The sequence below is a fragment of the Kitasatospora sp. NPDC047058 genome (assembly GCF_040643935.1).
GTDB lineage: Bacteria > Actinomycetota > Actinomycetes > Streptomycetales > Streptomycetaceae > Kitasatospora.
The window spans coordinates 1-12,742 of sequence record NZ_JBEYVJ010000207.1; the positions used below are offsets into that span (position 1 = coordinate 1).

Genomic DNA, 12,742 nt, shown 5'->3' on the forward strand with positions numbered 1-12,742 from the left:
CGACGACGCCGGGATCAGCGAGTACAACCAGCAGGCCGGGATGGTCGGCCTCGGCGTCGGGGCACGCTCCTTCACCACCGACCTGCACTACATCTCCTCCGCGCCCCGCGGTGCACGGCCGGCCACCGGCCCGGGCCGCGGCCGGGCGGGCCCGGAGCGCGTCCGGGCAGGTCCGGGGGCCGGATTCGGGCGGCGGAACAATCACGGGCTGTGCAACGCTGTAGGGGCGGAGCGGTGACGCCGGCACCACCGGGACGGCGTACCGGCCACACAGCGGCCACCTCCGGCCACGTACCGGCCACCGCGGGCGACTGCTGAACCACCGTCACGCCGGCCGACTTCTCGCCAGGCGAACACCGCCACCGCGGAAACTGCGCGAGAACCGCCCCGATACCGGGTATGAATGCAGGTGGTCGGGATCTCCGGTCCCGGCCGGGGCAGTACGCGGGACCGGCCCGGGGGCCGTCCGGATCCGCCGTGGCCGGCGATGTTCGCCGATGGCGTAGCGGTATCTGGTGCATCCGGCCCACCTGTGGGAACACCGTCTCCCAGCATCAGGTTGGGATTGGTGTCGGCTGGTCGCGCAGCATGTCGCTCCCGTACCGGGGAGTGAATCCGTGGGCCGCGCCGCTGAGCGGGACTAGCATGCGGAAGGACAGGGCGGGGACCGACCCCGAACTGCCCGACCGCTCTGAGGAGCGATAAACGATGTTCGAGAGGTTCACCGACCGCGCGCGGCGGGTTGTCGTCCTGGCTCAGGAAGAAGCCCGGATGCTCAACCACAACTACATCGGCACCGAGCACATCCTCCTGGGTCTGATCCACGAGGGTGAGGGTGTCGCCGCTAAGGCCCTGGAGAGCCTCGGGATTTCTCTTGAGGCCGTTCGCCAGCAGGTCGAGGAGATCATCGGCCAGGGGCAGCAGGCCCCGTCCGGTCACATTCCCTTCACCCCCCGGGCGAAGAAGGTCCTGGAGCTGTCGCTCCGGGAGGCCCTGCAGCTCGGCCACAACTACATCGGCACCGAGCACATCCTGCTCGGCCTGATCCGCGAGGGCGAGGGCGTCGCCGCCCAGGTCCTGGTGAAGCTGGGCGCCGACCTCAACCGGGTGCGCCAGCAGGTCATCCAGCTGCTCTCCGGCTACCAGACCGGCGGCGGCAAGGAGTCGGCCACGGCCGGCGGGCCCGCCGAGGGCACCCCGTCGACCTCGCTGGTCCTGGACCAGTTCGGCCGCAACCTCACCCAGGCCGCCCGCGAGGCCAAGCTCGACCCGGTGATCGGGCGCGAGAAGGAGATCGAGCGGGTCATGCAGGTGCTGTCCCGCCGCACCAAGAACAACCCCGTGCTGATCGGTGAGCCCGGCGTCGGCAAGACGGCCGTGGTCGAGGGCCTGGCCCAGGCGATCGTCAAGGGCGAGGTCCCGGAGACGCTCAAGGACAAGCAGCTCTACACGCTGGACCTGGGCGCCCTGGTGGCCGGCTCGCGCTACCGCGGTGACTTCGAGGAGCGCCTGAAGAAGGTCCTCAAGGAGATCCGCACCCGCGGCGACATCATCCTGTTCATCGACGAGCTGCACACCCTGGTCGGCGCGGGCGCCGCCGAGGGCGCCATCGACGCTGCCAGCATCCTCAAGCCGATGCTGGCCCGTGGCGAGCTGCAGACCATCGGTGCCACCACCCTGGACGAGTACCGCAAGCACCTGGAGAAGGACGCCGCGCTGGAGCGCCGCTTCCAGCCGATCCAGGTCGCCGAGCCGTCGCTGCCGCACACCATCGAGATCCTCAAGGGCCTGCGCGACCGCTACGAGGCCCACCACCGGGTCTCCATCACGGACGCCGCCCTGGTCGCCGCCGCCACCCTGGCCGACCGGTACATCTCGGACCGCTTCCTGCCGGACAAGGCCATCGACCTGATCGACGAGGCCGGCTCCCGGATGCGCATCCGCCGGATGACCGCGCCGCCGGACCTCCGCGAGTTCGACGAGAAGATCGCCGACGTGCGCCGCGAGAAGGAGAGCGCGATCGACGCGCAGGACTTCGAGAAGGCCGCGTCCCTGCGCGACGACGAGAAGCAGCTCCTGCAGGCCAAGGCCAAGCGCGAGAAGGAGTGGAAGGCCGGCGACATGGACGTCGTCGCGGAGGTGGACGAGGAGCTCATCGCCGAGGTCCTGGCCACCGCCACCGGCATCCCGGTCTTCAAGCTCACCGAGGAGGAGTCCTCCCGCCTGCTGCGCATGGAGGACGAGCTGCACAAGCGCGTCATCGGCCAGAAGGACGCCATCAAGGCGCTCTCCCAGGCCATCCGGCGCACCCGTGCGGGCCTCAAGGACCCGAAGCGCCCCGGCGGCTCGTTCATCTTCGCCGGCCCGTCCGGTGTCGGTAAGACCGAGCTGTCCAAGACGCTCGCCGAGTTCCTGTTCGGCGACGAGGACGCGCTCATCTCGCTCGACATGTCCGAGTTCTCGGAGAAGCACACCGTCTCGCGGCTCTTCGGTTCGCCCCCCGGCTACGTGGGCTACGAGGAGGGCGGCCAGCTCACCGAGAAGGTGCGCCGCAAGCCGTTCTCGGTCGTCCTCTTCGACGAGGTCGAGAAGGCCCACCCGGACATCTTCAACTCGCTGCTGCAGATCCTGGAGGACGGTCGCCTGACCGACTCCCAGGGCCGCGTGGTCGACTTCAAGAACACCGTCATCATCATGACGACCAACCTCGGCACCCGGGACATCTCCAAGGGCTTCAACCTGGGCTTCGCGGCCACGGGTGACACCCAGACCGGGTACGAGCGGATGAAGGCGAAGGTCGGCGAGGAGCTCAAGCAGCACTTCCGCCCCGAGTTCCTGAACCGCGTCGACGACATCGTGGTCTTCCACCAGCTGTCCGAGGACGACATCATCCAGATCGTCGACCTGATGATCGACAAGGTGGACTCCCGCCTCAAGGACCGCGACATGGGCCTGGAGCTCAGCGTCGAGGCCAAGAAGCTGCTGGCCAAGCGCGGCTACGACCCGATCCTGGGTGCCCGTCCGCTGCGCCGCACCATCCAGCGCGAGATCGAGGACCACCTCTCCGAGAAGATCCTCTTCGGCGAGCTGCGGGCCGGCCACATCGTGGTCGTCGGTGTCGAGGGCGAGGGCAAGGACGCCAAGTTCACCTTCCGCGGCGAGGAGAAGTCCGCGGTTGCGGACACTCCGGCCGCTGTCGCCTCGTCCGGTCCGGACCTGACGAAGTAGCAACATTTAACAGATAACAGCAAACCGTCTGAGCCCCCGGTGTTCACACCGGGGGCTCAGGCCTTTTACGTGGCGCCACAAAACCTGTGATCCATCCCACGATCACGCAGGTGAGGGGCGCACCCAGGGGGCGGTGCGAGCACGACCCAATCAACGGTCGTCTTTAATGCCAATGTTGTTGACGGAGCGTCAGCTGATAGCAAGTCGCGGAGCATAGCGCTGTGGCCATGTCACGGTCAAGGTCTATCTTTTCCGTCCACGCTTAGATCAAATGTCGTCCACCTGTCTTTCATTGGTTTACCGGGAGGCCAAGAGCCAGACCGGTTTGGGGAGGACGTCACAACGTTGAAGATGACCAGGAAAGCCGCTGCGGCCGTCTCGGCCGCGGCGGTCATAGCCGCGCTCGGCGCGGGGCTGCTCCCGGGGACGGCTGTCGCCGCTCCGGCCGCCCCGGCCCCGCAGGACCCGGCCGAGGCCGTTCAGGTCAACACTGACCACAACCTTCCGGGCCCGCTGACCGAGAAGGTCGAGGCCGAGCAGAAGGCCGCCACCGAGCAGCTGCTCGCCGGCACCGCGAAGATCGAGGAGCACGGCGGCAGCACCAGCGTCAAGCTGGGCAAGGACAAGTACGTCGAGCTGGCCCGTGAGCGCACGGACAAGATCTTCACCATCCTGGTCGACTTCAGCGACCAGGTGGACAGCACCACGAAGACCGCCGACGGCAAGGTCAAGTACGGCGGCACCCCCGGTCCGGTGCACAACCAGATCGAGAAGCCGGACCCGGCGAGCAACAACTCGACGCTCTGGCAGGCTGACTTCAACCAGCAGCACTTCCAGGACATGTACTTCAGCAAGACCCAGGACTCGCTGAAGACGTTCTACGAGAAGCAGTCCTCGGGCCGCTACTCGGTCGACGGCCAGGTCACCGACTGGGTGAAGGTGCCGTGGAACGAGGCCCGTTACGGCTCGGACTACTGCGGCCAGCACGTCTGCGCCAACGCGCAGGACCTGATCCGCGACGGCATCAACGCCTGGGTCGCCGACCAGAAGGCCAAGGGCCAGACGGACGCTCAGATCAAGGCCACCATCGCGCAGTACGACCAGTGGGACCGGTACGACTACGACCACGACGGCAACTTCAACGAGCCCGACGGTTACATCGACCACTTCCAGATCGTGCACGCCGGTGAGGACCAGTCGGCGGGCGGCGGCAAGCAGGGCGACAACGCGCTCTGGGCCCACCGCTCGTACGTCTACGGCACCCAGCGCGGCTCCACCGGTCCGGCCGGCAACCTGCTCGGCGGCACCCCCGTCGGCGGCACCGGCATCTGGATCGGCGACTACACCATGCAGCCCGAGAACGGCGGCCTCGGTGTCTTCGCGCACGAGTACGGCCACGACCTCGGCCTGCCGGACCTGTACGACACCTCGGGCAGCGGGATCGACAACTCGGTCGGCTTCTGGTCGCTGATGTCCTCCGGCTCCTGGCTCGGCGAGGGCAAGAACTCGATCGGTGACAAGCCGAACGACCTCGACGTCTGGAGCAAGCTCCAGCTCGGCTGGCTGAAGTTCGACAAGGCCAAGGCCGGCACCGAGTCGACCCACCACATCGGCCCGGTCGAGTTCAACACCAAGCTGCCGCAGGCGCTGGTCGTCGACCTGCCGAAGAAGACCGTCACCACCGAGATCAACACCCCGTACGCGGGTGCGAGCGAGTGGTGGAGCGGCAGCGCCGACGACCTGGACGTCTCGCTGACCCGTGACGTCGACCTGACCGGGAAGACCTCGGGCTCGCTCAAGGCGAAGGCCTGGTACGACCTGGAGCAGGACTTCGACTACGCCTACGGCGAGGTCTCCACCGACGGCGGCGCCAACTGGACCGCCCTGGAGGGCACCTTCAACGGCACCGCCCTCCCGCACAACGCCGCCGAGAAGGCGTCGCTGAGCGGCAACTCGGGCGGCAAGTGGGGCGACCTGGTCTTCCCGCTGGACGCCTACGCCGGCAAGGCCGTGAAGGTCCGCTTCCACAACACCACCGACGGCGGCCTGCACATGAAGGGCCTCGCCCTCGACGACATCTCCGTCGTCGCGGACGGCGCCACCGTCTTCACCGACGGTGCCGAGAACGGTGACAACGGCTGGGCCGCCAAGGGCTTCTCGCGCATCGCGGGCAAGTTCTCGAACGACTACGCCCAGTACTACCTCGCCGAGAACCGTCAGTACATCTCGTTCGACCGGACCCTCCAGACCGGTCCGTACAACTTCGGCTTCGGCACCGCCAAGCCGAACTGGGTGGAGCACTACCCGTACCAGGCCGGTCTGCTGATCTGGCTGTGGGACACCTCCCAGACCGACAACAACGTCACCAACCACCCGGGCCAGGGTCTGGTCCTCCCGATCGACTCGCACCCGACGCCGATCAAGTGGGCCGACGGCACCCTGATGCGCCCGCGCATCCAGGGCTACGACTCCACCTTCGGCTCGCGCAAGACCGACGCGCTGTCCCTCCACAAGGGCGGTGTCGAGACGGTCGTCCCGAAGGCCAAGGGCGTCGACGAGTTCAGCGACCTGAAGTCGTACTGGTCGAAGGACAACCCGTACAGCAGCGTCATCGTCCCGAAGACGGGCACCAGCATCGAGGTCGAGAACGAGTCCTCGAACTACCTGGAGACCTGGATCCGGGTCCGCCCGGTCGACAACTGATCGAACCGAGCAGTGACGATCAGCCTCTGACCAAGCGGCAGTGATGCATCCGTCCGGCCCGTCCCCGCACCTGCGGGGGCGGGCCGGACGTCCTTTCAGAACGGTTTCCGCGGCAGCAGGGCCAGGAAGCCGTCCGCCGCCTCGGCGACGTCCTTCTCGGTCCACTCCAGCGCGTCGGCCGCCACCGTCAGTTCGGTCATCGACAGGCCCGGGGGGCCCGGTTCGCGCCAGGAGCCGAACAGCGCCGTCCCCGCCTCCTCCGCCAGCCGCAGGCCCGCCGTCTCCAACTCCTCGGCGGTGTACGGCAGCCAGAGCTGGAACTGGTGGGTGTGCGGCGGTGCCGGGTGGACCCGGGCCCCCGGGACGGCCGCGAACGCCTCGTCCAACGCCGACGCCACCGTCCTGGCGTGCGCCACGTACCCCGCCAGCCGCGGCAGTTCGCGGTCCAGCCCGGCCAGCGCGGCGAGCGCGGCCGGCCACTGCTGGAAGAGCTGCCCGCCGTAGCGGTGCCGCCAGGCCTTCGCGGTCCGGATGAAACGGCCCTCCCCCGCCAGCGCGGCACCGCTGATCCCGCCGAGGGTCTTGTAGAAGGAGACGTACACCGAGTCGGCCAGGCCGGCGATCTCCGGCAGCGGCCGGCCGAGGTGGACGGCCGACTCCCAGATCCGGGCCCCGTCCAGGTGCAGGGCCGCACCGTGCTCCCGCACCACGCCGGCCACCCCGGCCAGCTCCGGCCAGGCCGGCAGGACGAAGCCGGCCTCGCGCAGCGGGAGTTCCAGCACCAGGGCCGCGTAGGGCTCGTCGAACGCCCGCAGTTCGGCCGCGGTGGGCAGCCGCGGGGCCTCTGTGGGCCAGACGCTGCGCAGGCCGCTCAGGTCGGCCAGCGCGTGCCGCTCGTGCTGCTCGGTGTGGGCGAGCGGGTGCGTCGCGACCGTGCGCAGGCCGGCGGCCTCGGCGTGGATCCGCAGCGCGACCTGCTGGGCCATGGTGCCGGTCGGGAAGAAGGCCGCGTCCTCGGTGCCGAGCAGCCCGGCGACCCTCTGCTCCAGGGCGCGGACCACGCCGTCGCCGTACATGTCCGGCCGCCGGTCCAGGTCGTACGCGGTCTCGGCGTCCGCGGCCAGGGCGGCGAGCTGCTCGCGCAGGCTCCGCGGCCGGGTGCCGGAGAGCAGCCGTTCGCAGCCGCGCCGGGCGGCGAAGCGGCGCTCCTGGAGGCCCGGACCGTGGCCGCCTTCGGTGGATTCGCTCCAGTTGGGATACATGCGTCGATGGTCCCGCAGTGGGGGGCGCTGTCGGTGCGTACCCCGGTTCGTGCCTCGAACCGCTCCCAAACCCGGGCCCAGGTGGTACTGGTCACAGCGCACCCCGGTCGTACGAACGACGGTAGTAGGACGGCCGGGTGCGGGCCCGGGCGGGCGGGTGCCGCGAACGGACCATCGGATCACATGATCATTACTCCGTCAGCTTGAATCTCCGGCGCCACGCCGACTACACGCCGTAGTACGTCACACCGTTTGGGAGTCCGCTCGGTGACGGTTACACCTGAGTGGTCCCCCGCTCAGAGCACGCCCGAACGGGCCCGTTGTGCTGCTCCCGTACGTCCGTGAGGTTGAGCTACCCGATGTCCCACGTCCCGCTCACGGGGCCGGCCCTCCGCCGCCTCGCCGCCCGCGCGGCGACCCAGGCGGCGGCCTGGCAGCCCCGGCTCGGCCACGCCGTCCGCACCCACACCGCGACGCTGCGGGCGCTCACCGCGCCCCGGCACGGCCTGCCCGTCGGCCCACTCGGCGGCCCGCTCGCCGGCCCGCTGCGGGCCGACCGGCACCGCACCGTCACCGCGGTCGGCGCCAGTGCGGTGATACTGTCCGGCGCCCTGCTGGTGGCGGCCCCCGGCAGCGCCTCGGCGCAGACGGTCATACCCACCACCCCGGGCAGTTCGGCGTTCACCGCCCAGCAGGCCGGGGCGCCGGCCGCCGCGCCGGTCCAGGTGGCGGGCCCGAGCGCGTACAAGCTTCCGCACCAGCACGGCTCGGCGCAGGAGTACGTGGCGGTCGCCGCCAACCTGCAGGCCCCCGAGCCGCCCGCCGCGGCCCCCGCCCCCTCCGCGGACCAGGCGCAGCCCGCCGGGCCGGCCCCGGCGCCCGCGCCGGCCCCCGAGCCCGCTCCCGCCCCCGCCCCGGCGCCCGAGTGGTCCGCCCCCGTGCCGGGAGCGCCGACCAGCAACCCGTACGGGGTGGCCAACCCCGAGTACGCGGCCGGGTACCACACGGGCGTGGACTTCGCGGTCTCCCCGGGCACCCCGCTGCTCGCGGTCGGCAACGCCACCGTGGTGTCGGCCGGCTGGGACGGCGCCTACGGCAAGGAGGTCGTGCTGCGGCTCGCCGACGGCCGGTACGCGCAGTACGCGCACATGTCGCGGATCTCGGTGTCCGCGGGCGAGCGGGTGTCGGCGGCCGAGCAGATCGGCGCGTCCGGGAACACCGGCAACTCGACGGGCCCGCACCTGCACTTCGAGATCCGCTCCAGCAACCACTACGGCGCGGTGATCAACCCGATCGCGTACCTCTCCGGGCACGGGGTCACCGGGTTCTGAGCCCGGACCGGGAGCGTCGGCGGGCGGCCGCGTCCGGCGGCCGGGCCGTCCGGGCCGCCTGCGTCCTGGCTGCCTCCGTCCGGGCCGGTGCGGCTCCCGTGCCGCTCAGGCCTGCGGGGCCCGGTGGTCGATCAGGGAGCCGATCTCCAGCGCGACCAGCTGCGCCGCCGCCATCGCCTCCTCGGGGCTGCCGACCGTCGCCACCCCGCCGGGGACGTGCCCGGGCACGGTGCAGTCGTCGGCGTCCTGCTTCAGGATGAACATCGCCAGGTTGATGGTGAACAGCGACATCGTGGCGCGCAGCCGGTCCTCGAAGCTGGCGTCCGGGCCGTGCACCAGCCGGATCATCGCGATCATCCGCTGCCGGAACTCCAGCCCGGCCGGTGAGTCGCGCAGCGCGGGCTGGTTCTCGTGGAAGAACCGCAGCAGCGGGACCCGCTCCGACATGCCCGCGGCGAACCGGCGGATCAGCTCGTCGCGCAGTTCCGGCGTCCACGGCTGCTCGCGGCCCCACGCGATGGTGTCGTCGATCGGCGCGGCCATGCTGTCCACGATTCCGTGGACGATGTCGTCCTTGGTCTTGAAGTGGTAGTAGAGCGCGGCCTTGGTGACGCCCAGTCGGTCGGCGATCTCCCGCAGCGAGGTCTGTTCGTAGCCCTGCTCGGAGAACAGCTCCAGCGCGACCGCGATGATGCGGGCCCGGGTGTCGCTACGAGGGCTGTGCGGAGTACCCATGGCCTGCCTCATGACTGCGTCGGTTGCCTGCTGCTCGGTCGCCGGGCGCCTGTCGACGTCCGCCCCCGGGCTCATTCTCCCTGCCCAGGCCGTCGGCAAGAAAACTGGCTTGACGACCGGCTAGTGGACAACTTACCGTGCCGACGGCCAACAAACTAGCCGGGCGACAAGTAAGTGAGCCGTCGAGGGTCCGAAGCGTCGTCCGATCCTGTCCCGGGAGACACCACCCATGTCACAACCGCCCGCCGACACCCCGGCACCGGAGAAGAAGACACCCGAGGAGGAGCCGCCGCGCTCCCCCCGCGAGATCCGCCTGGTCATGATCGGCCTGGTCGTCACCATGCTGCTGGCCATGCTCGACAACCTGATCGTCGGCACCGCGATGCCGACCATCGTCGGTGAGCTCGGCGGCGCCGAGCACCTGTCCTGGGTGGTCACCGCCTACATCCTGGCCACCGCCGCCTCCACCCCGATCTGGGGCAAGCTCGGCGACCTCTACGGCCGCAAGGGCACCTTCCTCACCTCGATCGTGATCTTCCTGGCCGGCTCGGCGCTCTCCGGCCTGTCGCAGAACATGGGCGAGCTGATCGGTTTCCGCGCCCTCCAGGGCCTGGGCGCCGGCGGCCTGATGGTCGGCGTGATGTCGATCATGGGCGCGCTGGTCCCGCCGCGCGACCGCGGCAAGTACCAGGGCATGTTCGCCGCGGTGATGGCGCTCGCCACCGTCGGCGGCCCGCTGATCGGCGGCTTCCTCACCGACCACCTGAGCTGGCGCTGGACGTTCTACATCAACCTGCCGCTCGGTGTGGTCGCGCTCGCCGTCGTCGTCGTCACCCTGAAGCTGCCGAAGGTCCACAACAAGGCCCGGATCGACTACCTCGGCGCGCTCCTGCTCACCTCCGGCATCACCGCGCTCACCCTGATCACCACCTGGGGCGGGCAGGACTACGCCTGGGGCTCCAAGCAGATCCTGGGCCTGGCCGCGCTGGCCGCCGCCACCCTGATCGCCTTCTGCTACGTCGAGCAGCGGGTGCAGGAGCCGATGCTCCCGCTCGACCTGTTCAAGAACCTGAACTTCACGCTGGTCTCGGTGATCGGCTTCATCGTCGGCTTCGTGATGTTCGGCTCGACCGTCTTCCTGCCGCTCTACCAGCAGACCGTCCAGGGCGCCTCGGCCACCAGCTCCGGCCTGCTGCTGATGCCGATGATGTTCGGCATGCTGGTCATCTCGCTGGTGGTCGGCCAGGCGGTGACCAAGACCGGCAAGTACCGGATCTACCCGATCATCGGCACGATCGTGATGACCGCCGGCATGCTGCTGCTCTCCACCATGGGGACCGACACCGGCAGCTTCACCTCGGCCTGCTGGATGATCGTGCTCGGTGCGGGCATGGGCTTCCTGATGCAGATCACCATGCTGGTCGCGCAGAACAGCGTCGAGCTGAAGGACATGGGCGTGGCCAGCTCCACCGCCACCCTGTTCCGCACCATCGGCGGCTCCTTCGGCGTCGCGCTGTTCGGCGCGCTGTTCAACAACCGGGTCACCGAGACCATGAAGGAGCGGCTCGGCGACGCGGCCGCGAACGGCAACGGCAAGGGCGACCCGAGCCAGCTCAGCCCGGCCGCGCTGAAGGCGCTGCCCGCCCCGGTCCAGGACGCCTACCACCACGCGGTGTCCAACGGCGTGCACACCGTCTTCCTCTGGGGTGCCGGGGTCGCCGTGATCGCCGTCGCCGCCGCGGTCTTCATGCGCGAGGTGCCGCTGCGCGGCGCCGGCATGCCGGCCAAGGACGGCCCGGAGGACGGCAAGGACGCCGACTCCTCCGTCGAGGCCGTCGCGATCTGACGTCCGGCGTCATGCGGAACCCCGGTGCGGCCCCGCCGCACCGGGGTTCCGTGCATCCGGGTTCCGTGCGTCCGGGAGCTCCCCGTGCTGACTGACGGGTTTCCGGCGCCGGGCTACTGCGGGAGCCGGTAGACGCCCGGGCCGACCGGCTCCACCAGGCCGTCCGCGACCAGCCCGTCCAGCGCACGCGCCCGCTGCACCGCGTCCGGCCAGACCGCGTCCAGCCGGGCCTGCTCGACCGTGCCGTGCTCGGCCCGCAGCACCGCCAGCAGCTTCCCGCGGACCTGCCGGTCCGTCCCCTCGTACGACTGGCCGCGCCGGGCCGGACCCTCGTACGGCGGGCAGCCGGCCCGCTGCCATGCGCAGCCGGCGACCAGCGGGCACCCGCCGCACTCCGGACCGCGCGCGGTGCAGACCAGCGCGCCCAGTTCCATCACCGCGACCGCCCAGGTCGCCGCCGTCTCCCGGTCGTCGGGCAGCAGCGTGGTCGCGGTCCGGCGCTCGGCCGCCGTGGTGGCCTGGGCGGGGTACTCCACGCCCGTCACCGCGCGGGCGAACACCCGGCGGACGTTGGTGTCCAGCACCACGTGGCGCTGGCGGAAGGCGAACGAGGCCACCGCGGCCGCCGTGTACTCGCCCACCCCGGGCAGCGAGAGCAGGGTCGCGTGGTCGTCCGGGACCTCACCCCCGTGCTCCTCGGTGATCGCCACCGCGGCCGCGTGCAGCCGCAGCGCCCGCCGCGGGTAGCCGAGCCGGCCCCACATCCGGACCGCCTCGCCGGGCGCCTCGGCGGCCAGGGCGGCCGGGGTCGGCCAGCGCTCCATCCAGGCGTCCCAGGCGGGCAGCACCCGCTTCACCGGGGTCTGCTGCAGCATGAACTCGCTCACCATCACCGCCCAGGGCGAGGCCTCGGGGGTCCGCCAGGGCAGCTCGCGCGCGTTGGCCTCGTACCAGCCGAGGACGGTGGAGTGCAGCACCGGCAGCGGCAGCCGGGCGGCGTCGGGACGGGGGGCGTCGGGACGGGGGGCGGGGGTGACGGTGATGGCAGCCATGGCCCTTCGATCCTCCCACGCCCGCCACCGGGGTCGAAGCGGAATCCCGTACTCCGTATGCCGCCGGAAAACGCCGGCCCGACCTCCCTCGAACGGCGCAAATGGCGGATCATGTGAAGGAAGGGGCGACTGTGCGGTGTTGGTGAGTCAGGAGACACACACTGTCTCGTAGAGTTTGGGCGTGCCCTCTCTCCGTCAACCCGTGGGACCGCTGCCGGCCTCGATCTACTGGCGGCGGCGCCTCGTCGTGCTCGTCGCCGTCGCCGCGGTCGTCGCCCTGATCGCCTGGCTGATGTCCGATCAGGGCAGTGGTGACGGCGGATCAGGCGGCAAGGCCGCCCAGGCCGTTCCGTCCCAGTCCCAGGCCCCCGCCCCGGCGATCACGCCCGGCGCCTCCCCGAGCGGCCCCGCCAACAACTCGCGCCCCGGCGGCAACGGCAGCGGCGGCGCCAACCCGGGCGGCGGCGCGGTCTCCGGCTCCGGCGGCGGCGACGTCAGCCTCAGCACGGGCGGCACCGGCGGGGCGCGCCGGAGCACGTGGCGCGGGTGCTCGGGGTCGACCCGGGCGAGCCGATGTGCGTGCGC

The 12,742-nt window shown here is 70.7% G+C and carries 8 protein-coding genes and 1 pseudogene; 6 read left to right on the forward strand and 3 right to left on the reverse strand.

Annotated elements, in window-relative coordinates:
• From ABZ885_RS25820 to ABZ885_RS25830, 3 genes are all read left to right on the forward strand, one after another.
• On the forward strand, positions 1-238 hold a 238-nt coding region (locus tag ABZ885_RS25820), incomplete at its 5' end, for a hypothetical protein (protein ID WP_360193113.1).
• A 470-nt stretch (positions 239-708) separates the two neighbouring features.
• Entirely contained in the window at positions 709-3,228 is a 2,520-nt protein-coding gene (locus ABZ885_RS25825) for an ATP-dependent Clp protease ATP-binding subunit (RefSeq protein WP_360193115.1), read from the forward strand.
• Positions 3,229-3,579: 351 nt separating this feature from the next.
• Positions 3,580-5,931 (forward strand): immune inhibitor A domain-containing protein, encoded by a 2,352-nt coding sequence (locus ABZ885_RS25830; protein WP_360193118.1) that lies wholly within the window; start codon positions 3,580-3,582, stop codon positions 5,929-5,931.
• A 95-nt stretch (positions 5,932-6,026) separates the two neighbouring features.
• Here ABZ885_RS25830 and ABZ885_RS25835 read toward each other — a convergent pair whose 3' ends face one another.
• Positions 6,027-7,193 carry a beta-eliminating lyase-related protein gene (locus tag ABZ885_RS25835; RefSeq protein ID WP_360193120.1) on the reverse strand — a complete coding sequence of 389 codons (1,167 nt, stop codon included), beginning with the start codon at positions 7,191-7,193 and terminating at the stop codon, positions 6,027-6,029.
• 341 nt (positions 7,194-7,534) lie between these two features.
• On the opposite strand from ABZ885_RS25835, the gene ABZ885_RS25840 reads away from it, so the two are divergent.
• Positions 7,535-8,524, forward strand: coding sequence for a M23 family metallopeptidase (locus tag ABZ885_RS25840; RefSeq protein ID WP_360193123.1), 990 nt, complete (start codon positions 7,535-7,537; stop codon positions 8,522-8,524).
• Between the two features lie 105 nt (positions 8,525-8,629).
• Here ABZ885_RS25840 and ABZ885_RS25845 read toward each other — a convergent pair whose 3' ends face one another.
• Complete coding sequence (locus ABZ885_RS25845; RefSeq protein WP_360193126.1) at positions 8,630-9,259, reverse strand: helix-turn-helix domain-containing protein; 630 nt, start codon at positions 9,257-9,259, stop codon at positions 8,630-8,632.
• A gap of 319 nt (positions 9,260-9,578) precedes the next feature.
• Between ABZ885_RS25845 and ABZ885_RS25850 the strand changes: the two genes are divergently transcribed.
• Positions 9,579-11,105: an MDR family MFS transporter gene (locus ABZ885_RS25850; protein ID WP_360193132.1), complete on the forward strand. Its 1,527-nt coding sequence runs from the start codon at positions 9,579-9,581 to the stop codon at positions 11,103-11,105.
• 113 nt (positions 11,106-11,218) lie between these two features.
• Here the strand turns inward: ABZ885_RS25850 and ABZ885_RS25855 are convergent, their stop codons facing one another.
• Complete coding sequence (locus ABZ885_RS25855; RefSeq protein WP_360193129.1) at positions 11,219-12,157, reverse strand: A/G-specific adenine glycosylase; 939 nt, start codon at positions 12,155-12,157, stop codon at positions 11,219-11,221.
• A 181-nt stretch (positions 12,158-12,338) separates the two neighbouring features.
• On the opposite strand from ABZ885_RS25855, the pseudogene ABZ885_RS25860 reads away from it, so the two are divergent.
• A pseudogene (locus ABZ885_RS25860) lies at positions 12,339-12,742 on the forward strand (hypothetical protein); the annotation flags it as partial.